The following is a 20,527-nucleotide window of genomic DNA, read 5'->3' as shown; positions in this document are numbered from 1 at the left end:
AAATTGCTTTTTAATGGGTTTCGCGTCGGATCGGCCGTTACAAATAACTGACGACCTGAATCTGAAGTTCCGTATACGCGCGCAATCCCATCGGCGTGGTCCGCCGTCAACGGGCCCGCTCTTCCCAAAAAAGCCGCAGTCCGACGGAAGAGCACACGGCTCGAGGTCCGCCGACCATCCCCCCGATCGGGCGGGTAGCGTGATTGTTGGGCCGTTTGTCGCGGAAGGCTCTGGTGAAGCTGACCGCCAGGCGATTCCACACGTTGATGGCGGCGATGGCCATCAACAGCTGCACGATTTCCCTCTCCTCGGATGATTTCCTCACCTGCCCCCACAATGAGTCCGACACACCGCCGTTTCCGATGAGGGTCACAGCCTCAGAGAGTGCGATGGCTGCGCGTTCGCGCTCGGAGTACACGTTTGGCGCCTCTTCCTAGCCAGCTAGCACGTCGACGCGGCGCTGATCGATGCCCGCCGCGCTGCCCGCAGGTATAGGCCGTTTGCGCGTTCGCGTTGGTATCCAATCGGTTGCCGCGCACGGCTAGATTTTCGTCAGTGCCTCGCCCTTATGCATCGCGACATGGTCGGTCGTGTCGCTCGTGATCTCGTACTGCGGATCATCAAGACTGCAACGGCGAATGCGGCCTTTGAATTTTACGTCCTTCGTATGAATCTTCGTGATGGTGCCGTGCACATGACCGACCTCGGAGTTCCAGCGCACGTGATCGTTGACTGAGAATTTTTTCATCATAGGTGTACCTTCCGCTGCCACACTGTTGCCGAATCTCTTCACCATATTCGCAGCACTTCGTCGACGCGATCTGGATTTGTCCCCTTATTGATCACTCTTCCGGTGGGTACCAGACGCGATCACCATCGACCTTGGCAAAGCTGGTCAGGGTGTGCGGCTTGGTCGAGGTCAGGCTCATGATGTCGGCAACCTGAAAGCCCCGAGCCAACAACGCGTCCCCGATCAGTGATCGGTGACAACGCCAGGGCACGGCCTCGGCACACATGATCGCCACCGTCTGCTTCCTCGCCAGCGCCACTAACTCGTCGACACCGGCGACAAACTCTGGCGTTTGCATGTAATCGGCGTAGTTGCGAAAGCTCTTGTTGCGCCACGCCCCATTGATAGATGCCTCTGCCGCCGGGGTGTGCCGCAGCCCGCCGAGCTTGGCGAGTCGCTGATAGTCGATACCTGCTTCCGGCATGCTTGTGACGAGTTCGTGCTCCCCAAATTGTGGGTTGTGACGAGACCCCGGAACGGTGCGCACGTCGATGAGTCGTTCGATGCCCCGGGCTTTCAACATTCCAACGAACTCATCGATGGGATGAGTCGAGTGCCCGATCGTGTACACACAGGTTCCAGCCATGCTCCCATTGAACCGCACCTGCGGAAGCGTGACGCCGTCGCTAACCTGATCAGTGACGAAGCTTCCTCGCTCCAGCCCGCCGGTTCACACGAGCCAGGCGCAGATATCCCCGATAACACCGCTGCCCAAGGGAGTCCCTGAACGAACGGAGAAAGCATGCAACCGATCCCGCATCGTTTCGACCATTCGCGCGCGATTGAAACTGCCGGGGAGGGTGGTGTCCCACTGACAGTGTCAGTGCCAGCCAGCGTGGCACGGGCTGGAGTCATCGTGCTTCACGAAATCTGGGGCCTCTCCACGCCAGTTGCCGATCTCGTCGTCCGCCTGGCCGATTGCGGTTACATCACCGCAGCGCCGCATCTTTACCACCGCATCGCAGACCCCGTCGTCACCGGTGGAAAATTCGCACAAGCCCGCCGATACCACAACACCCTCACCAGAGCAGGGCTCATACTTGACATCGAGAGCGCCCAGGCCTGGATTCGTGCCCAGGGAGCACAGAAAATAGCGGTAATTGGGTTCTCCATGGGAGGCACCCTCGCCTTGTGGGCGGCAGCAGCACTGCATATCGATGCCGCAGTCACCTTCTACGGCGGCAACTTGGCTTCTCCGCGCTGGCCTGGTGTCCTCAGCGGAATCGATGCGGCACGCGTGCTCAAAGCACCTTGGCTAGGCATATATGCCGGCCAAGATGCCAGTACCCCCGCCCGTGACATTCTACGGATGCGCGAAATCCTAACCAACAGCGCCACGCAATCCGCGGTGGTGGTTTATCCCAAAGTCCGCCACGGCTTCGCCCTGGACCCGGACCTTCCGCGCCACGCCGCAGACGAGGCAGCAGACGCATTCGAGCAAACAGCCCTTTTTCTGCAAACCCATTTACGCCAGGCCAACCATCCATTTCCGTAAAGACCGCCACAATCGACGATACCCGGGGCGTGACATGGGGACGGATGCCTCGGCCTGGACGTCATCCGTCATATGGGGTTAGAGCAGATCGGCGTGGTGGGCGGCGGCCACGTTGGGGTGGGCGCGTAGGCGGTAGCGCAGTGCGTTGTCACCATAGGCGGTTTCGAGAATGGGACTGTTGGTTGGGTCGGCGGAGAGCCCGCGAGCCTCACGAGACAGGCTCTCGTCGAGCTGCAGCCGCGGCATGACGGTGTCGAGTGCGGGGTTGAAGAAGAACGGCACGGAGATGCGGTCGGATCCGTCTTTGGGGGAGAAGACCCGGTGCAGGGTGGCTTTGAGATAGCCATCCGTTGCCAGTTCCAGCATTTCGCCGATATTCACGACGAAGGCACCGTCGAGCGGGGGAGCATCGATCCACTCACCGTCGTGCTCGACTTGCAGACCGTCCTTGTTCGGTTCGACGAGCAGCAGCGTGAGAACTCCGCCGTCGCGGTGCTCGCCCACACCCTGGGCACATTCAGGCTGACCGGGATACCGCACGATCTTGGTCAGGAGAAAGGGGTTTTCGGCGAAAACGGCGTCGAAGACGTTCTCGGGGCTGCCGAGGGCGAGCGCCCAGGCGCGCAGCAGGCGAAGCGCGATGCGGCTCAGCTCCTCATTCCAGCGTAGGGCGACGGTCTTCAGCTCGGGCAAGGACTCCGGCCAGAGGTTCGGGCCCTCGAGGCGCCAATAATCTGGAGTTCCAGCGGCGCGGGGCACGGGCTCGCGGTCTACCCCGATGTCGATCTGCTCGCGCCAATCGACGGCGTTGGCGGTGAGCTCCCCGCCGACGCGGGTATAACCGCGAAACTGCGGACTGTGGATGTTTTCCGACTTGAGTTTCTGCTCGGCTGGCAGATCAAAGAACTCGCGCGACACGGCGAGGAGCTCCTTCGTGAGCTGCGGGTCGACACCGTGGCCGGTCAGATAGAAGAACCCGACCTCGTGGGTGACACGCAGGAGTTCAGCGCGGAATGCCGTAGCTTCGGCCTCGCCAGCGTCGAGTTGAGAGAAATCAAGGATTGGAAGTGAAAACGCCATGATTCAAGTTTGACACCGAGCAGGCCACGCCGCGAATTGACTAAATGCCACCGGCGAATTTCCACGCCATCCCCACGAGCGCGGCGGGAGGTACGGAGAACCTGGTTCATGTCCAATCGTCGAAAGAGCGGCCGATGATCCTGGCCAGATCACTCACTCCGCGCGGCCCGTACTGCCGAATCAGCGATTCGGGAAGCCGTGGGGGAGGCCGGTCAGGACCGGGGCGAGGCGAGCCAAACGTTCGCGCTCGAGGAGGAGAGCGGTGTATTCACGTTCTCGGCGCACGGCGGCGACTCCAATGAGGAAGAGTTCAGCCGGAACATCGGGTAGTGGAGAGACGAACGGAGTGGCCTCCGCTGCCAGGGTCTGGGCCAGACGTTCGCGGGTCGGCCGGGTCAGGTGAGGTGACTGCCGCAGGAACTGGGCCACGCGCCGAGCGAGCTGGTCGGGCAGCCTGGCGATATCGACGGTCTGCGACCACGGCAGCAGCGATTCAGGCAGCGGTCGCGGGACCTCTTTGTTGCGCTGGACGCGCTCGTGCTGGCTGTACGTGCCAGCCAGGAGGTCGCCGAGGCGCTTCGATCGGCCGTTGAGCAGGGCCGTAATGGCGGCGAGACCACCGACGGTCATGATGATCTCGAGCACGCCCGTCAGGGCTCGAATGAATGCGTGGCGCAGGGAGATTGCTCCGCCGTCGTCGCGCACGATGCGAGCACCGATGGCGAGTTTGCCGAGAGATCGACCGTGCGTCAGGGTTTCGACCAGCACCGGCACGATCAGAACGGAGAAGACGAGGGCCGCAACCGAGATGGCCTGAGTGAGAGCGGTGTCGGTAGAGACCGCGACGGTCGTAAAGAAGGCCAGGAGAATGAGCAGGTACAGGGCGAGATACGCGATCGTATCGATGATCGAGCCGGCAGCGCGCAGAATGACGCTGGCAGGGCGCACGTCGAGCGCGACTGCCTCGCCGGTTACGAGCTCGTCGTCGCGAGTCAGATCGCTGTAACGGTCGGCACGATCGGTCGCGTTCATGTCTACTATTGAACCAGATGGATCTCGACGCTTACACGGCCGCGCATCGCGCCGACTGGGACCGCCTGACCGAGCTCGGGGCCCGGCGGGCACTGAACGGTGCCGAAGCTGACGAACTCATCGAGCGCTATCAGGCCGGTGCCACCCAGCTGTCAGCGATCAAGTCGACTGCCGGGTCTACTCTCGAAGGCGACCGGCTGTCAGTTGGCCTCTCTCGCGCCCGGCTGCGTTTCACGGGAGTGAGTGCCAATGTGTTGGCGCAAATTCCGCGATTTTTCGTTGCCCAGCTGCCTGCGGCCCTCTATCGGCTGCGTTGGCTCACCCTCGCGGTCGCCGCGGTCACCTTCTTGGTCGCGGGCCTGTACGCGGTGTGGGCGTACAACAATCCAGAAGTGCTCGCGAATCTGGGAACGGAGGCCCAACTCGCGCAGCTGGCCAACGAGGACTTCGTCGGCTACTACTCGGCGAACCCTGCGGCGTCATTCACCGGATTTGTCTGGACGAACAACGCCTGGATCGCCGCGCAGTGCATCGCCTTTGGCATCACCGGGGTCTACGTGCCGTTTATTATCCTTCAAAACGCCATGAGCATCGGCACCACAGCGGCGATCATGTTCGCCTACGACAAGGGCGACGTATTCTTTCTCTACATTGCTCCGCACGGACTGCTCGAACTCACCGCCATCTTCGTGGCAGCGGCCGGAGGGCTGCTCATCTTCTGGGCCTGGATCGCCCCCGGTGCCCGCACCCGCGGGCAGGCACTCGCCGAAGACGGCCGCGCGCTGTTCACGGTGGCAATCGGCCTGGTCTTCGTACTGTTGGTCTCGGGCATCATCGAGGGATTCGTCACCTCGCAGCCGTGGCCATGGCCGATCAAGATCGGCATCGGAGCCATCGCGCTTGGCGCATTCCTGACGTACATGATCGTGCTCGGCGGCCGCGCCACTCGCGCTGGTGAAACCGGCGACCTGAGCGAATTTGAGGCCGGAAGCACCCGAATCTACGCAGCCTGACGCCCGGACTGCCGAGATCTGACACGGTCATCTCTGGCGCCCCACGGGGTCGACCACTGGGACTGATTCTGACACAGACGATTCTTTGCAGCAGTCGGGACGTCAGAGCCGGCCGGCAGCCTTCAGGGCAATGTAACGGTCGGCCAGGGCCGGCGGGAGCTGCTCTGGCGAGGCGGTGACAACATCCGCTCCCAGTCGACGGATAGCGGCGGACACGCGAGCCACGTCGAGCAGGGCCCGTTCCGCCGCCGCCGCCCGGTAAATCTCGTCACGACCGCCGCGGGTGGCTGCGGCGAGCACGGTGGCGGGGTCGAGCACGGAGGCCACGACTACCGTGTGCCGTTTGGTGAGCTGGGGCAGCACCGACAGCAGCCCGGTCGACGCGCCCGCGGCGTCGACCGAGGTGAGCACCACGACCAGGGCATGCTGGCTGGTGATGGACCGCACCTGCCCGGGAACGGCGGCCCAGTCCATCTCGATGAGCTCCGGCTCGATCAGGGCCATCGAATCGACCATCTGCGAGAGCAGAGCGGCCCCGCTGGCACCCTGCACCCGGCCGCGCACCCGGCGATCGAACGCGAGAAAGTCCACCCGGTCGCCGGCAACCGAGGTGAGCGCGGCGAGCAGCAGGGAAGCCTCGAAGGCGGTGTCGAGGCGCGGCTCGTTATCGACCCGCGCCGCCGAGGTTCGACCGGTGTCGAGCAGAATGACGACGCGGCGATCGCGCTCCGGTCGCCAGGTGCGCACCATCACATCGTTGCGCCGGGCAGTGGCGCGCCAGTCGATCGAGCGTACGTCGTCGCCGCGCACGTATTCGCGCAACGAATCGAACTCGGTGCCTTGCCCACGCACCATCACGCTCGTGCGTCCGTCGAGCTCCTTGAGTCGCGTAATTCTCGAGGGCAGGTGTTTACGGGCGTGAAAGGGAGGCAATACGCGGATGCGCCCCGGCGCGTTCAGCGTGGCCTGGCGGTTCCACAAGCCGAGCGGCCCGCGCGAGCGCACCGTCACCTGTTCGACCCGTCGTTCCCCGCGCCGAAACGGGGTGAGCGTGAGCGAGACGAGCCGCCGTTCCCCGGATGGAATCACAACCCGGCTGCGATTGTGTCCGGCGCCCGCCGACGGTTGCCAGGCATCCCGCACCACGCCGACCAGGCGGCGGCGTCCGGTGTTGGTGAGGTACAGCTCGCTCGTGACGGATTCCCCGAGTCGAACCCGGGCGGGCAGCATCCGTTCGACCGTCACGGCACGCGGAGACGCCGCCAACACGAGGTCAAGGGCGCCAAGCACGAACACCACGAGCAGCCAGAGAAGGAGAACGCCCGTGGCGGCCACGGTATCGAGCCCGAACAGCACGACAGGCACCACGCCGAGGGCGAGGAGAAGAACGAACCGTCCGCTGAGCGTCATCGTTAGATCGGAACCTGAACCTGCTGCAGCACGCCGCGCAGGATGGCATCCACCGAGACACCCTCGAGTTCGGCCTCCGGGCGCAGCTGCAGGCGGTGTCGCCAGACCGGCAACGCCATGGCCTGTACATGATCGGGCGTGATCGAGTCGTAGCCGCTCAGCCAGGCCCAGGCCTTGGTGGCGGCGAGCAGCGCGGTTGTTCCGCGGGGACTGACACCGAGCTTGACCGAGGGACTCGTGCGCGTGGCGCGGGCCAGGTCGACGATGTAGGCGAGCACATCCGCACTCGAACCGACCCGCGACACTGCGGCCTGCGCCGCGGCGAGTTCAACCGCGCCGAGCACCGCGCTCACACCGGCGCCCGCCAGGTCGCGCGGGTTGAAACCGGCGGCGTGCCGGCGCAGCACCTCGATCTCGTCAACCCGCTGGGGGACGTCGAGCACGAGCTTGAGCAGAAACCGGTCCAGCTGCGCCTCCGGCAGCGTATAGGTGCCCTCGTACTCGATCGGGTTCATGGTCGCCGCCACGATGAACGGCTCCGGCAGCGTGAGCGATTCGCCGTCAACGCTCACCTGCCGTTCCTCCATGGCCTCAAGCAGCGCGGACTGCGTCTTCGGCGGCGTGCGGTTGATCTCGTCGGCAAGCATGATGTTGGTGAACACCGGACCCTGCCGGAACTCGAATTCCCCCGCGCGGGCATCGTAGATGAGCGACCCGGTCACGTCCCCTGGCATCAGGTCGGGCGTGAACTGGATGCGCTTAGTGTCAAGGCTCAGCGCGTGGCTGAGCGTGCGCACCAGCAGCGTTTTAGCCACCCCCGGCACACCCTCGAGCAGCACGTGGCCGCGCGCGAGCAGCGCGATGATCAGCCCGGTCACTGCGCCGTCCTGCCCGACGACCGCCTTGCCGACCTCGGAGCGTACCCGGCCCAGCGCGGCCCGCAGCGCTGCGGCATCCTCTGCGGTTGAGGGCGCCCTGGCAGCGAGCGAGTCAGCGGGCGTGATGGGGGTGGCAGGAGTGGTCATGGGTCCATTCTTTCGGCTGGAGGGGGTGGTAATTCACCAGAAACGGATGCCGACGCCCCAGCAGCCGGCGCGGACCCGGGTTGCACGGCCTGACCGGTCGCGTGTTCGAGAGCCTGCAAAGCGTCCGAGAGCGCCATCAACTGCGCGTCGGATACAGGAATCGCGCCCACCAACACCCGCCGCACCTCGTCGGGAGCGCGACCGGTGAAGTGGGCGACCGAGGCGATGACCTCCTCCAGGTGTGCAAGGCGGCCGAGGCCCACAGCCAGGGCGAGTCGCTGAACAGCGCCGACCCGCAGGGCGTCCAGCGCCCTCAGCCTGGCATTGCTGCGCGCGTACAACCGGGCTCGACCCTCCATTGTCTCGCTCGCTTTCACCGTGACCGGCAGGTTCTCGGCCACGAGCGGTCCGAACCGCGCAGCCCGCCAGAACGCGGCGGCGACGGCGACGAGCATAAGCAGAACGAGCACGGGGGTGACCCAGCCGGGTGTCAACTCGGCCAGTGACGGGGGCCCGGTGCGGGGCAGATCGGCCAGGGTCGGCAGGTACCAGACCAGCGAGTCGCTCAGCCCCAACAGCCCCAGTGCGAGCGCGGCATTGCCGTAGTGCGCGATGTTCTCATTATTGAACAGGCCTGCGTCAGGCACGAGGGAGATGATCCCACCGGTCGAGTCGTTCTGCACCTGAACCAGCGAGAAGGTAGTGGTACCGCTAGCAAAACAGCCGGTGAGAAGCGGATTCCCAGCATCGGGCGGAATGGATAGCGTGTCCCCGCCCGGCGAGAGTTCCTCGGCTCGATTCGCGGCAGGCACCGAGCAGTCAGCGGTGAGGGTGTCAGATCCGGACACGCCACCGAAGCCCACGGTCGGGGCCAGCGCCTGAAGGGCTAGAAAATCCGGTGCCACGACAACGGTGTGCGCGGCGAGGTCGCCCAGTTCGCCCAGCTGGGACTGGTCGAGGTAGCTGTTCTCGTCATACAGGAACACGGTTGAATCCGTTCCGACCGCGGCCCGCACCTCGGCCAGGGAACTGGCGAGCGTCACGGTGACGCCCTGCTGGCGAAGTACCTCGACGAGCGCCATCGAGCCGGCCGGAGCAACGCTGTCCCCGGCGAGGGCCCGGCCAGCAGCCTGAGTACCGCCGGACACGAGCACGGCGACAATCGCGATGGCCAGGATCCCGGCAGCGGCGATGACCCAGAACGAGGAGCGGCTCAGCAACGCGCGCAGGGTCGGGGTCGCCACGGTCGTGCCGCCGGCAGCACCGACGGCAGCACCGACGGCAGCACCGGACAAGAGAGCAGGCGCATCCGTTTGGGAGCCGAGCGTTGCACTCATGACCGACCCGCCTCGGCCAGTGGGGCGAGCGTGGCGGGCGCCGCAGCCCGCAATTCGGCCTCGAGGGCGGCGAGGGCACGGTAGTCGGGCTCGAGACCGACCTGTTCGAGGTAGCGAACCCGGTCGAAGGTGTCCGCAGCGAGGGCCAGTTCCCGGCCGAAGGCCGGAAACGCCAGCTGAGCGCGGGCAGCGAAATCATGCGCGGTCGTGCCGGGCGTGACCGAGAGTACCGTGCGTTCAGCCAGGCCGCGGGCCAGGGCGCGAAAAACTTCCTCGCAGGCCAGGCTCCAGTCGCCGCGACTGGCCGCTGCGTGGGCCGCCGTGCGCATCTCGGAGCTGCTGCGCTGGTCAATCGTGCCGAACAGGTCGAGAGTTGCCCGGCGTCGTCGGGCCAGCCTGGGGGCGCCGAACAACAGCCAGCCCGCCACGAGCGCCGCAAGCACCAGCACGACCGCGACAATCGGCAGCCAGTCTTTCAGGTTGCCGTCGCCGTTGACCGTCAGCGACTGGAGCCATTCCAGGAATGCCTGAGATGCCCGGTCGAACCAGGTCGGCCTGGCCGCAGCGTACGGGGCTTTGGCGAGTTCCTCACGCAGCCACTGGCGTGCCTCTGGCGCGTCCGGAACCACGGGAACATCACGCGACATGCCCAACGTGACGCGGTCAACCAGTGATCCGAGCTGTGCCAGGCCCAGCGCGGTCATGCCGCCGGATACCCGGTGCTGGCAGCGGTCGGTGTCAGGTACGGGTCGGGCACGTCGCCGCCCTGCGCCGCCGATTCCACGTAGCGGGCCAGCTCAAGGTCGAGACCCTCCTTGCGCATGCGCAGGTCGAGGTAGATCAGCGCTATCGCCGCCGATTGCACGACGGCCGCCACCGCGGCCACCGGAATAGCGATGATCAGGGTGAGAGCGGTGACGATATAGGTCGTCTCCTCGCTGAGCGTCCCGTTCGGATCGATCAGCATCGCGCCGAGACCCAGAAGCAGTGACACGGGCGTGGTGACGATCTGGGTGATCACCTGCACGATCAGGCCGATCAGCAGCAGCACGCCCAGGGTTCGCCAGAAGTAGCCGCGAGTGAGTGACCACGACCGAACAACGGATGCCCGCACGCTGAGCTTCTCCAGCACGATCAGGCTCGGGACGACACTGGTTTTGGTGTACAGGAACGCGCTCGCGGCTGCGAGCATCAGGCCGCCGAAGATGCCGACCAGAACGCCAGCCACGAAACCGGCGGTACCGCCGACGCTGATCAGCAGCACGACGAAGGCCGCGATCACGGCCACGCCAATGAACAGTGCCACGGTCAGCAGCGCGGTCCACAGCACCAGCGGCCAGAGGCGGGTTGCCGCTGTGCGCCACAGCACGCCGAGCCGCAGCTTCTCACCGAGGGTGGCGCGGGCCACTTCGACCACGATGACGGCCTGCAATAGGGCCGAAGCGATGAGTGACAGGGCGATGGGAATGATGGCGGACAGCGCGCCGGCCAGTACCGAGCCGGCAGCGACGGCATCCTTCTGGTCGAGCGGGGCGCTGTCGATGCGGTCGATGGCCCAGAATGTGACCAGCCCGACGATCAACACGGTGACGAGCATGATCGCGGCCTGAACGATCAGAGCGCTGCCGAAGGTTGCCTTCGGATTGCGGCGCAAAACCTGGAACGACGCGCCGAGCAGGGTGCCAAATCCGATCGGTCGCAGCGGAATCAAACCTGGCTTGGGCGGCGGCGTCCAACCCTGCCCAGGGACACTGCCCGGGTACGGACTGCCGGCATACGGTCCGGTCTGGTAGGGCGCGTCCTGACCGGGCGCGACGGGTGGGACGAACTTTCCGTAACGCGGCGGAACGGGGGCGTCGGGGGCTTGCCAGGGGTCTGTCACCATTCAATGCTGGCACAGGTGGATGGAGAAATGCGTTCGCAGGCACTCTGTCAGCACGCTCAGCTACTCTTATGCCAGACTTTGCCCTACTCATCGGGCAATCTGCTGAGCGAACGACATCAGAACACTCGTGACTTAAGTTCTGGAAAGAGACCCATGACTGCACGCATTTTGGTTATCGATGACGATACCGCCCTGTCCGAGATGATCGGCATCGTTTTGCACGGCGAGGGCTTCACTCCGGGTTTTTGTGCCGATGGATCGCTCGCCCTCGAGACGTTCCGTGTCGAGAAGCCTGACCTGGTCTTGCTTGACCTCATGCTGCCCGGCCTCGACGGCATCGAAGTGTGCCGGCTGATCCGCGCAGAATCGGGGGTGCCGATCATCATGCTCACCGCTCGGTCTGACACCACCGACGTGGTCAAGGGGCTCGAGTCCGGTGCCGACGACTACATGGTTAAGCCGTTCAACCCCAAAGAACTCGTCGCCCGCATTCGCACCCGCTTGCGCCCGCCCGCCGCCGACGGTGCGCTAGCCCTGCACATCGGTGACCTCGTGGTGAACGCGGTCGGCCACGAAGTCACCCGCGGAACGACCGCGATCAATCTCACGCCGCTTGAATTCGACCTGCTGCTGGCCCTCGCCTCCAAACCCCAGCAGGTCTTCACCCGCGAAATGTTGCTTGAGCAGGTCTGGGGCTACCACTACAAGGCCGATACCCGGCTCGTGAACGTGCACGTGCAGCGGCTGCGCGCCAAGGTCGAGCACGATCCCGACAATCCCAAGATCGTCATGACGGTACGCGGCGTCGGCTATCGCGCCGGTACGGTCAGCTAGAGACCCCCGACCACAGATGTCCTCCCGGCGACACCCGCTGAATCGGTCTCCCGAGCCGTGCCACAGCTGACCTATTGGAGCAGGCCGCGCAACTGGCCGAGGCTCGTGCGCGCGTCGTGGCGTTCGTCCCTGCAATTTCGTACCGTGACGGTTTCGGTCGCGCTTTCCGGGCTGGCCATTCTGATCGTCGGGGTGTACATGTCGGTCAGCATCGGTAATGACCTGTTTCAATCACGGCTGAGCCAGGTCCTGCTCGAATCAGACCGTGCAGCCAGTGCCGCGCAAAGCCTGTTCGATTCCTCCGATGCCACCGACCGGGTGCAGGTTCAGAACTTGCTCAGTTCGGCCCGTACCTCAATCTCTGCTGCCTCGTCGAGCCGACTGGTCGCAGTGCTGCGGGTACCTGGCCAGGATCCGTCGACCGTCGCGCCGCTCGATTCGTCGACGTTTGGGCAATCGACCGGCGTGATCGGCGCCGACCTGCGCACCGAGGTACAGGCGAACGACGGTGATCAGTTTTGGCAATCCGTCACCCTGACCGGAGACGAGGCCACGACCATGCCCGGCATCGTAGTCGGGTCGCAGATCACGGTTCCTGTGGCCGGCCGTTACGAGCTGTACATTGCCTATAGCCTGCAGGATTCCGAAGCGACGCTGCTCTTCGTGCAGCAGACGCTCGGGGTGGCCGGTGTCGCGCTCGTGTTGCTGATCGGGGCGGTATCGTGGATCGTCGTGCGCTTCGTCGTCACGCCATTACGGGTGGCGGCCGAAACGAGCCAGAAACTTGCCTCCGGCGACCTTGAAGTGCGCATTCCCGAGAAGGGCGAAGACGTCATCGCCACGCTTGCCCGCTCGTTCAACGGCATGGCCGACAGCTTGCAGAGCCAGATTCGTGAGCTCGCCGACCTGTCCGAGGTGCAGCAACGTTTTGTGTCGGATGTCTCACACGAATTGCGAACGCCGCTCACGACCATCCGCTTGGCCGGCGATGTGCTGTACGACCAGCGAGCGACTTTTCCGCCAGCCACCGGTCGCACCGCTGAGCTGCTGCACACTCAGGTGGAACGCTTTGAGTTGCTGCTCAGCGACCTGCTCGAAATCAGCCGGTACGACGCCGGCTCGGTAGAACTCGAGAGTGAACCGACGAACCTCGTCTATCTCGCCGAAGACGCCATCGATAGTCTGAGGTCACTGGCCGAGTCCAAGGGGAGTGATTTGCGGCTGGTAGCGCCGGGCGGGTACCTCAACGCCGACGTTGATCCGCGGCGCATTCGGCGGGTTCTGCACAACCTCATTGGCAACGCCATCGAACACGGTGAGGGAAAACCCGTCATGGTGTCCGTCGACAGCGATGCCAACGCGGTTGCGCTCGCCGTGCGTGACTACGGTCTCGGCATGACTCAGGCCGAGGTCGCGCACGTGTTCGACCGGTTTTGGCGTGCTGATCCGTCTCGCCAACGCACGATCGGAGGCACCGGACTCGGACTGGCCATCTCGCGCGAAGACGCGAGCGTGCACAACGGCTGGCTACAGGTCTGGTCGAGTCCGGGAGAGGGATCGTGTTTTCGGCTGACCCTGCCGCGCACGGCCGGAGCCGTGCTCGAATCGTCCCCGATCCCATTGCCACCCGACGACGCCACGGCCGCGCTGGGCGAGATCGGGCATGTTCCAGGGCTGGGCGGGGGTCAGCATGAGTGATCGCAAAGCGTGCGGTTCAGCCTGGCGGGTCGTTTCGGCACTGTTCGTGTCAGTCAGTCTCGCCGTCGGGCTCGGTGGCTGCACCGGTATCCCTCGCGACGGTGTGGTGCACGCCGGCAATGACATTGCGCCGGACGATAATCCAGCCCCGGTTTTTTTGCCGGCGCTACCGCAGAAGGACGCCTCGACGGAGTCTATTCTGCGCGGTTTCATCGACGCGTCGTCCAGCCCGGAGAACAACTACGACATCGCCCGCCAGTTTCTGGCTCCGGCGTTTCAGTCGACTTGGGATCCCACCGTTGGCGTCACCGTCGATAACGGTTCTGGGCGTACCCTGACCGTCATCGACGACGCCACCACCCTCGTGGCGGTCACACCGATTGCCGAAGTGGACCAGTCGGGGGAATACCGCGAGGTCGACGCGAGCCCGGTACCGTTGCGCTACGAATTTGCGCAGATCGGCGGCCAGTGGCGCATCAGCGCGGCCCCCGACGGTACGGTAATCGACGAAAACACCTTCAATGATGTTTTCAGCGCCCAGCCGGTCTACTTTTATGACCCTGGATTTCGGTTTTTGGTGCCGGACCTGCGCTGGTTTCCGCGCGGCGCATCCGCTCCGACGAAACTGGTCAACGCGGTCTTGAGCGGACCGAGCGCCTGGTTGACCGGCGCCGTGGCCACGGCCTTTCCCGAAGGCTCCGAGCTCACCGCCGACGCCGTGCAGGTCGTCGGGCGTCAGGCCATGGTCGATCTGAACAGGGAAGCCCTCAATGCCGATCGGCAGACCCTCCAACGCATGAAGGCGCAGCTGGTGGCGAGTCTGCCGACGGGCCTGACAGTTGAAATCACCATTGACCAGAACTCCCAGGCCATCACTGCTCTGGAATCAGGAGCCCCGCTCGTGGACCCGCGGGTGGATGCCAGGGCGCTCGTGCTGCGCGGTGACGAGTTCGGATTTCTCGCCGCGACCGGGCAGAGCATCACTGCGCTGGATGGGCTCTCCGACACTATCGCCCGGCTTGCTCCAACCGCTGTGACGCTCGCATCGGGCCAGGCATCGGCGGCCGTACTCGCTCGCGATGGCGTCTACGTCGTCCGAGCCGGCGACGACCCCAAGCTGCTCGATGCGCGAGCGGGGCTGCTCGCGCCATCGATCGACAACGACCGCTTTGTCTGGTCGGTGCCGGCAAACGATCCGAGTGCACTCGTTGTCTACAGCCCCACCGGGGAGGCAACTTTGCTGCCGACGCCCTGGCCAGAGGCCACGTCGATCGAGGCACTGAAAGTGTCCCGAGACGGCGCTCGACTGATCGCACTCCTCGGCACCGGTTCCGAGAGCCGATTCGTCATCGCCTCCATCATTCGCACCGGCGCAGCGCCGACTGGAATCGGTGCGCCCGTACTGCTGGCGTCGGGCGGCGGAGTCGGGCGCGACGCGACCTGGATCGATGAGTTGACCGTCTCCTCGCTCAGCACGCTGCCCAGCGGCGAAGCCCGCATCGTCGTGCAACGGATTGGTGGCGTCAGTACCATCCTCGAATCCTCCCTGAGCAGCCGCTTCATTGTCGGCAGCAACTCGGTGCGCGATCTGCGAGCCCTCACCGACACGGGCAGCCTCGAGGTGCAACGTGGAGCGGGCTGGCAGGCTCGCATCGATAAAGTCACCCTGCTGGCCACCCAGCAAGGCCTCGGCGGCTAAGCAACCGGCCACTCCTCCCCAGGAGGCTCCGAGGCGCGCTCATCCACCGCTGGCGCGTTCGGGTCGGCCCCGCCGGTATCCCGCGGCACACTGAGGCCATGAGCCGTCAACTGCGCGATCGTCTGGCCGCAGCGAGCCGGGATGCCTGGGCAACCGTGCTGCCGACCGAGTGCAGCGGCTGTGGTGTCGTGGACCGTGCCCTGTGCGCCGACTGCCGGCGGGCGCTGGCGCCTTCCGTGCACCCGGTCGTCCGTGATGACGCCGTCATCTGGGCGGCACTCACCTACGAGGGTGCTGCCCGGCACGCGATCGCCGCTTACAAAGACGGCGGCCGAACGGATGCTGCCGCCGCGCTAGCCGCGCCGCTGCGAGCGGCCATCGTGGCCGCGCTGGCCGCCGTGCCCGCTGACCGTGAGGGTCGTGATGCTGTGCGTTCTGGCTCCGGCCTCGGAATCCAGCTCGTGACCATCCCGTCGTCTCGTCGGGCCTGGCGTGTTCGGGGCTACCACCCGGTCGACACCCTCCTGCACCGCGCCGGCTTGCACCCGTTTCCGGCGCTCGCGCAGCGCATCGAGGCCCTCGACCAAGTAGGCCTCGGCAGGGCGGCGCGGGCCGCGAACAAAAGCAACAGCCTCGTCGCCAGGCGTCCGCTCGACGGGGTGCTGGTGATCCTCGTCGACGACATCGTGACGACGGGAGCGACCCTGCTCGAGGCACGGCGCGCCGTGTTCGCTGCCGGCGGCATCGTCGTCGGCCTCGCGGCACTGGCAGAAACACGCCGTCTGATGCCCCCGTAGTCGCAGTCTGGGAAAACTGATCGACAAATATTGTGACTTATCTGACTCCCACGGCTACGGTGGAGACAAAGGCGCGTAATGATCGCCCAGTTTGAGGGCGGTCCGCCAAACTGGAGGTCGTCATGGAAACTAACATCGTCGGACGCAACCTTGGGATCACTGATCGCTTCCGGGATTACGCGACCGAGAAGGCCGAGAAAATCGCTCTTCTGGCCGAGAAGGCTCTCGCGCTCGAGATCAAGGTCAGTCGCCACCACGAGAAGAACGGCGCTGCCGTCGGCAACGATCGGGTCGAACTCACCCTGATCGGCAAGGGACCGTTGGTGCGGGCCGAAGCAGACGGATCCGACAAGTACGCCGCTTTCGACGTGGCGCTTGGTCGTCTGCTTGAGCGGGTTCGCCGGGCCAAGGACCGCAAGAAGGTACACCGCGGCGGTGCCCACCGGCCCACTTCGCTGCACGAGGCGTCCGCGGTCGGCTTCAGCGTCATCGACATCACACCGGCGAACCCCGAGACGCTCGAGCGGGTGCGCACCGGCGCGATTCCCATCGTGCAAGCGGATGCCCCCGAAGCCTCCGCCGAAGAGGAATACTGCCCCGTCGTCATCCGTCGCAAGGTGTTCGCGGCGGCCCCCATGTCCGTCGATGATGCCCTGTATTTCATGGAGCTGGTCGGCCACGATTTCTACCTGTTCCAGGACATCGAAACCAAGCGTCCCAGTGTGGTCTACCGCCGCAAGGGCTGGGACTACGGAGTCATCGAACTCGACGGTTCGGTCGGTGAGCTGCAGGAGGCTGTGCCTGTTACCAGCGGGCGTGCCAACTGACCAACTAGCATTGCCTTAGCCGCCGACCAGGTCGGTGCTCTGGCATCTGCCAGACGAGAGGCGCAGGCTTGTGCTGCGGCAGTCCGATTGGGCTGTCGCAGCGCGTGCCTGCACCGTTTGACTAGTGGAGTACATTCGTGGCGTCAATTCTTGAAAAGGTTCTTCGCGTTGGTGAAGGTCGCGTTCTGCGCCGCCTGGAAAACTACGCGAAAGCCATCAACGCGCTGGAAGAAGACTTCCACGAGCTCACCGACGAGGAGCTCAAAAACGAGACCGTCACCCTGCGGGAACGGTACTCCAACGGAGAATCGCTCGATGATCTGCTGCCCGAGGCCTTCGCCGCCGTGCGTGAGGCGAGCACCCGCACCCTGGGGCTGCGCCACTTCGACGTGCAATTGATGGGTGGCGCCGCTCTTCATTTGGGCAACATTGCCGAGATGAAGACCGGTGAGGGCAAGACCCTGGTCGCCACCACTGCGGCCTACCTCAACGCGATCAGTAGCCGCGGTGTGCACGTCATCACGGTCAACGACTACCTCGCGAGCTACCAGAGCGAGCTCATGGGCCGCGTTTTCCGTGCCCTCGGCATGACAACCGGATGCATCGTCTCCGGTCAGACTCCGGCGCAGCGGCGCGAAATGTATGCCGCTGACATCACCTATGGCACCAACAACGAGTTCGGTTTCGACTACCTGCGCGACAACATGGCGTGGCAGGCCAGCGATATGGTGCAGCGCGGGCACTACTTCGCCATCGTCGACGAAGTCGACTCGATCCTCATCGACGAGGCTCGGACCCCGCTGATCATCTCCGGGCCGGCATCGGGTGAAGCGAACCGCTGGTTCAACGAGTTTGCGAGTCTGGCCAAGCGCCTCATCGCCGACGAAGACTTCGAGGTCGATGAGAAGAAACGCACCATCGGTGTACTCGAACCCGGCATCGAAAAGGTCGAGGACTACCTCGGCATCGACAACCTCTACGAATCGGCCAACACGCCGCTGATCTCTTTTTTGAACAACGCCATCAAGGCAAATTCTTTGTTCAAGAAGGACAAGGACTATGTCGTCATGAACGGCGAGGTGCTCATCGTCGACGAGCACACTGGCCGTATCCTCATGGGACGCCGCTACAACGAGGGTATCCACCAGGCGATCGAGGCCAAAGAGGGCGTCGCGGTGAAAGCCGAGAACCAGACCCTCGCCACCGTCACCCTGCAGAACTACTTCCGCCTGTACTCGAAGATCTCCGGCATGACGGGTACGGCCGAGACCGAAGCCGCTGAGTTCATGAGCACCTACAAGCTCGGCGTCGTGGCCATTCCCACCAACAAGCCGATGCAGCGCATCGACCAGTCCGACCTGATCTACAAGAATGAAGAGTCCAAGTTCGGTCAGGTCGTCGAGGACATCGTCGAACGTCACGCGGCTGGACAGCCTGTTCTGGTCGGCACGACGAGCGTCGAGAAAAGCGAATATCTGTCGCGCTTGTTGGCCAAAAAGGGCGTGCGGCACGAGGTGCTGAACGCCAAGAACCACGCCCGTGAAGCGGCGATCGTCGCGCAGGCCGGTCGGCTGGGCTCGGTGACCGTCGCCACCAACATGGCCGGTCGTGGCACCGACGTGATGCTCGGTGGTAACGCCGAGTTCCTCGCTGTCGCCGAGATGAATGCGAAGGGCCTCAGCCCGGTAGAAACCCCCGACGAGTATGAACTCGCCTGGGACGACGTGTTCAACGCTGTCAAGGCCGACGTCAGCGAAGAGGCCGAGAAGGTCATCGCCGCCGGCGGTCTGTATGTGCTCGGTACCGAACGGCACGAATCACGCCGCATCGACAACCAGCTGCGCGGACGGAGCGGACGTCAGGGCGACCCGGGCGAGAGCCGGTTCTACCTCTCGCTCACCGACGACCTCATGCGCCTGTTCAACGCCGGTGCAGCCGAAGCTCTGATGGGCCGCCAGGGCGTGCCAGACGACATGGCGATCGAATCCAAGGTGGTCAGCCGCGCTATCCGCAGCGCGCAGTCACAGGTCGAGGGTCGTAACGCCGAGATTCGCAAGAACGTGCTCAAGTATGACGACGTTCTCAACCGTCAACGTGAGGCCATCTACGGCGATCGTCGCCACATCCTCGAAGGTGACGACCTGCACGAACGCACTCAGACTTTCCTCACCAACGTCATCGACGAGGTGCTCGACGTGCACGCTGGCGACGGCAACGGTGACGACTGGGACTTCGACGCGATGTGGACCGAACTGGGGACCCTCTACCCGGTGGGACTGACCATCGACGAGGTCGTTTCTGAGGCCGGCGACAAGGGCAAAATCAATCGCGATTTCATGCGCCGGGAGATCCTCTCCGACGCCAAGCTCGCCTACTCACGTCGTGAAGACTCCCTCGGGGCCCCAGCGATGCGTGAGCTGGAGCGCCGCGTGGTGCTTTCGGTGATCGACCGCCGCTGGCGCGACCACCTCTACGAGATGGACTACCTGAAAGATGGAATTGGGCTGCGTGCGATGGCGCAGCGCGACCCGCTGGTCGAATACCAGCGCGAGGGTTTCGCGATGTTCCAGCAGATGATGGGCCAGATTCGCGAGGAGACCGTTGGGTTCCTGTTCAACCTCGACGTTGAGGTGACTGCCGGCGCTGGTGCCGTCGACGGGCCGGCTATCGCGGCGAAGGGACTCAGCCCGGCGGACTCATCCGACGAGAAGCTCAGCTATACCGCGCCGAGCGATTCCGGCGGAGTCGAGGTGCGCAATCAGCGCGGCCAGATTCAGCAGGCTGCCACTGATCGGGCCAGGCGCACGGCGACGGTCGCGGCGAGCGATAATGACCCGGCAGATGCGGCTGGCCCGCCCCAGCGCGGAGCGTTTGGGCAGAAAACCGAGGGTGCCGCCCCGGTGAACCGGGCCGAGCGCCGCGCCCAGGGCAAGAAGACGATCTAGTCCCGGCCAACGGCGACAACGCACGCCCAGTCGTGGCGTGCGTTGTCCCGGGGCGTGCTGCGCATTCGTCTGCCGGCGGTGCTGCCCGTACATCACATGACTACGAGAACAGTAGCGCGCCAGCGCTCATCCAGGCCCTCCAACTGCACCGAGACGACGTGCGCTCGGCGTTTGTCGTACACCAGGATCACTGCGTTGTAACCGCCGGTGTCGGTTGGCCAGGTCTTGACATGGTCGATCCACAATCGTGGCCGTTCAGCGACGATTCCTGTGATTGCTCTGGCGCGAGCCGCGATCGACACACGCACTCGCAGACGAGCGTAGACGTCGTCGGTGACCCAGCGCGCCAGTTGCTCGAGGTCCCTGGCTCCGGCGATGACTTCGACAGCCCGCAAGGCCAGGGCGCGCAGGACCTTCTCCGCTTCGGGCCGGTGCGCCTGTCCAATCGGCTGTGAGTTGACTCCGCGCGCATCGATGCGGGCCTCCAACGGGGGAACCTGCGCGCGAGAAGCGCCGGAACCAGATGACGTCATTGGCCTTGACCCCGGAGAGTGGACACGGGTTAAGCGGCGAGTTGGATCTTTGCGGCCTGTGACGAGTATTGCAGCTCGAAGGCCACAGGCGTGACGTGCCCGATCGAGGAGTGGCGACGGCGACGGT

The 20,527-nt window shown here is 64.7% G+C and carries 19 protein-coding genes; 8 read left to right on the top strand and 11 right to left on the bottom strand.

The window, feature by feature from the left end:
- Nucleotides 1-106: 106 nt before the first annotated feature.
- From E3T51_RS10815 to E3T51_RS10805, 3 genes are all read right to left on the bottom strand, one after another.
- Nucleotides 107-373 carry a carboxymuconolactone decarboxylase family protein gene (locus tag E3T51_RS10815; RefSeq protein ID WP_134529849.1) on the bottom strand — a complete coding sequence of 89 codons (267 nt, stop codon included), beginning with the start codon at nt 371-373 and terminating at the stop codon, nt 107-109.
- 168 nt (nt 374-541) lie between these two features.
- On the bottom strand, nt 542-751 hold the full coding sequence (locus E3T51_RS10810) for a hypervirulence associated TUDOR domain-containing protein (protein WP_134529848.1): 210 nt from the start codon (nt 749-751) through the stop codon (nt 542-544).
- Nucleotides 752-842: 91 nt separating this feature from the next.
- The gene (locus E3T51_RS10805) at nt 843-1,376 is read right to left on the bottom strand and encodes a DUF488 domain-containing protein (RefSeq protein ID WP_134529847.1); all 534 of its coding nucleotides are present in this window, start codon (nt 1,374-1,376) and stop codon (nt 843-845) included.
- A gap of 156 nt (nt 1,377-1,532) precedes the next feature.
- Between E3T51_RS10805 and E3T51_RS10800 the strand changes: the two genes are divergently transcribed.
- Entirely contained in the window at nt 1,533-2,285 is a 753-nt protein-coding gene (locus tag E3T51_RS10800; protein WP_134529846.1) for a dienelactone hydrolase family protein, read from the top strand.
- Between the two features lie 78 nt (nt 2,286-2,363).
- Here the strand turns inward: E3T51_RS10800 and E3T51_RS10795 are convergent, their stop codons facing one another.
- Complete coding sequence (locus E3T51_RS10795) at nt 2,364-3,365, bottom strand: isopenicillin N synthase family dioxygenase (protein ID WP_134529845.1); 1,002 nt, start codon at nt 3,363-3,365, stop codon at nt 2,364-2,366.
- Between the two features lie 180 nt (nt 3,366-3,545).
- Nucleotides 3,546-4,397, bottom strand: a complete 852-nt coding sequence (locus E3T51_RS10790) for an RDD family protein (RefSeq protein ID WP_134529844.1) — start codon at nt 4,395-4,397, stop codon at nt 3,546-3,548.
- Nucleotides 4,398-4,414: 17 nt separating this feature from the next.
- On the opposite strand from E3T51_RS10790, the gene E3T51_RS10785 reads away from it, so the two are divergent.
- Nucleotides 4,415-5,410 (top strand): stage II sporulation protein M, encoded by a 996-nt coding sequence (locus E3T51_RS10785; RefSeq protein ID WP_134529843.1) that lies wholly within the window; start codon nt 4,415-4,417, stop codon nt 5,408-5,410.
- A 102-nt stretch (nt 5,411-5,512) separates the two neighbouring features.
- Here the strand turns inward: E3T51_RS10785 and E3T51_RS10780 are convergent, their stop codons facing one another.
- The 5 genes from E3T51_RS10780 to E3T51_RS10760 are packed head-to-tail and all read right to left on the bottom strand — an operon-like array spanning nt 5,513 to nt 11,064.
- Complete coding sequence (locus tag E3T51_RS10780) at nt 5,513-6,820, bottom strand: DUF58 domain-containing protein (RefSeq protein ID WP_134529842.1); 1,308 nt, start codon at nt 6,818-6,820, stop codon at nt 5,513-5,515.
- Between the two features lie 2 nt (nt 6,821-6,822).
- Nucleotides 6,823-7,845, bottom strand: a complete 1,023-nt coding sequence (locus E3T51_RS10775; RefSeq protein WP_134529841.1) for an AAA family ATPase — start codon at nt 7,843-7,845, stop codon at nt 6,823-6,825.
- Nucleotides 7,842-9,182 carry a DUF4350 domain-containing protein gene (locus E3T51_RS10770; protein WP_134529840.1) on the bottom strand — a complete coding sequence of 447 codons (1,341 nt, stop codon included), beginning with the start codon at nt 9,180-9,182 and terminating at the stop codon, nt 7,842-7,844. Before E3T51_RS10770 ends, E3T51_RS10775 begins: the two co-directional genes overlap by 4 nt.
- Nucleotides 9,179-9,886: a DUF4129 domain-containing protein gene (locus E3T51_RS10765; protein ID WP_134529839.1), complete on the bottom strand. Its 708-nt coding sequence runs from the start codon at nt 9,884-9,886 to the stop codon at nt 9,179-9,181. The genes E3T51_RS10770 and E3T51_RS10765 overlap by 4 nt, the downstream gene beginning before the upstream one ends.
- Nucleotides 9,883-11,064, bottom strand: coding sequence for a V-type ATP synthase subunit I (locus tag E3T51_RS10760; RefSeq protein ID WP_166806444.1), 1,182 nt, complete (start codon nt 11,062-11,064; stop codon nt 9,883-9,885). Before E3T51_RS10760 ends, E3T51_RS10765 begins: the two co-directional genes overlap by 4 nt.
- 156 nt (nt 11,065-11,220) lie before the next feature.
- Between E3T51_RS10760 and mtrA the strand changes: the two genes are divergently transcribed.
- From mtrA to secA, 6 genes are all read left to right on the top strand, one after another.
- On the top strand, nt 11,221-11,901 hold the full coding sequence (gene mtrA / locus E3T51_RS10755) for an MtrAB system response regulator MtrA (RefSeq protein ID WP_104193160.1): 681 nt from the start codon (nt 11,221-11,223) through the stop codon (nt 11,899-11,901).
- A gap of 57 nt (nt 11,902-11,958) precedes the next feature.
- Nucleotides 11,959-13,599: an MtrAB system histidine kinase MtrB gene (gene mtrB, locus E3T51_RS10750; RefSeq protein ID WP_174844590.1), complete on the top strand. Its 1,641-nt coding sequence runs from the start codon at nt 11,959-11,961 to the stop codon at nt 13,597-13,599.
- Nucleotides 13,592-15,298 carry an LpqB family beta-propeller domain-containing protein gene (locus E3T51_RS10745; RefSeq protein WP_166806443.1) on the top strand — a complete coding sequence of 569 codons (1,707 nt, stop codon included), beginning with the start codon at nt 13,592-13,594 and terminating at the stop codon, nt 15,296-15,298. The genes mtrB and E3T51_RS10745 overlap by 8 nt, the downstream gene beginning before the upstream one ends.
- Before the next feature lie 98 nt (nt 15,299-15,396).
- Nucleotides 15,397-16,095 (top strand): ComF family protein, encoded by a 699-nt coding sequence (locus E3T51_RS10740; protein WP_134529836.1) that lies wholly within the window; start codon nt 15,397-15,399, stop codon nt 16,093-16,095.
- 122 nt (nt 16,096-16,217) lie between these two features.
- A complete protein-coding gene (gene hpf / locus E3T51_RS10735) occupies nt 16,218-16,922 on the top strand; it encodes a ribosome hibernation-promoting factor, HPF/YfiA family (RefSeq protein WP_134529835.1) in 705 nt (234 codons plus the stop codon).
- 137 nt (nt 16,923-17,059) lie between these two features.
- On the top strand, nt 17,060-19,867 hold the full coding sequence (gene secA, locus E3T51_RS10730) for a preprotein translocase subunit SecA (RefSeq protein WP_134529834.1): 2,808 nt from the start codon (nt 17,060-17,062) through the stop codon (nt 19,865-19,867).
- 92 nt (nt 19,868-19,959) lie between these two features.
- Here the strand turns inward: secA and E3T51_RS10725 are convergent, their stop codons facing one another.
- The gene (locus E3T51_RS10725; protein ID WP_134529833.1) at nt 19,960-20,400 is read right to left on the bottom strand and encodes an Rv3235 family protein; all 441 of its coding nucleotides are present in this window, start codon (nt 20,398-20,400) and stop codon (nt 19,960-19,962) included.
- Nucleotides 20,401-20,527: the final 127 nt, after the last annotated feature.

Source organism: Cryobacterium serini (assembly GCF_004404025.1).
Lineage (GTDB): Bacteria > Actinomycetota > Actinomycetes > Actinomycetales > Microbacteriaceae > Cryobacterium > Cryobacterium serini.
This window is presented reverse-complemented; position numbering and strand designations above follow the sequence as displayed.

Excerpts from the sequence above, each read along its gene's own strand:
- E3T51_RS10810 (WP_134529848.1), bottom strand. The coding sequence starts at position 751 with ATGATGAAAAAATTCTCAGTCAACGATCACGTGCGCTGGAACTCCGAG.
- E3T51_RS10805 (WP_134529847.1), bottom strand. The coding sequence starts at position 1,376 with ATGGCTGGAACCTGTGTGTACACGATCGGGCACTCGACTCATCCCATC.
- E3T51_RS10800 (WP_134529846.1), top strand. The coding sequence starts at position 1,533 with ATGCAACCGATCCCGCATCGTTTCGACCATTCGCGCGCGATTGAAACT.
- E3T51_RS10795 (WP_134529845.1), bottom strand. The coding sequence starts at position 3,365 with ATGGCGTTTTCACTTCCAATCCTTGATTTCTCTCAACTCGACGCTGGC.
- E3T51_RS10790 (WP_134529844.1), bottom strand. The coding sequence starts at position 4,397 with ATGAACGCGACCGATCGTGCCGACCGTTACAGCGATCTGACTCGCGAC.
- E3T51_RS10785 (WP_134529843.1), top strand. The coding sequence starts at position 4,415 with ATGGATCTCGACGCTTACACGGCCGCGCATCGCGCCGACTGGGACCGC.
- E3T51_RS10780 (WP_134529842.1), bottom strand. The coding sequence starts at position 6,820 with ATGACGCTCAGCGGACGGTTCGTTCTTCTCCTCGCCCTCGGCGTGGTG.
- E3T51_RS10775 (WP_134529841.1), bottom strand. The coding sequence starts at position 7,845 with ATGACCACTCCTGCCACCCCCATCACGCCCGCTGACTCGCTCGCTGCC.
- E3T51_RS10770 (WP_134529840.1), bottom strand. The coding sequence starts at position 9,182 with ATGAGTGCAACGCTCGGCTCCCAAACGGATGCGCCTGCTCTCTTGTCC.
- E3T51_RS10765 (WP_134529839.1), bottom strand. The coding sequence starts at position 9,886 with ATGACCGCGCTGGGCCTGGCACAGCTCGGATCACTGGTTGACCGCGTC.
- mtrA (WP_104193160.1), top strand. The coding sequence starts at position 11,221 with ATGACTGCACGCATTTTGGTTATCGATGACGATACCGCCCTGTCCGAG.
- E3T51_RS10745 (WP_166806443.1), top strand. The coding sequence starts at position 13,592 with ATGAGTGATCGCAAAGCGTGCGGTTCAGCCTGGCGGGTCGTTTCGGCA.
- E3T51_RS10740 (WP_134529836.1), top strand. The coding sequence starts at position 15,397 with ATGAGCCGTCAACTGCGCGATCGTCTGGCCGCAGCGAGCCGGGATGCC.
- hpf (WP_134529835.1), top strand. The coding sequence starts at position 16,218 with ATGGAAACTAACATCGTCGGACGCAACCTTGGGATCACTGATCGCTTC.
- E3T51_RS10725 (WP_134529833.1), bottom strand. The coding sequence starts at position 20,400 with ATGACGTCATCTGGTTCCGGCGCTTCTCGCGCGCAGGTTCCCCCGTTG.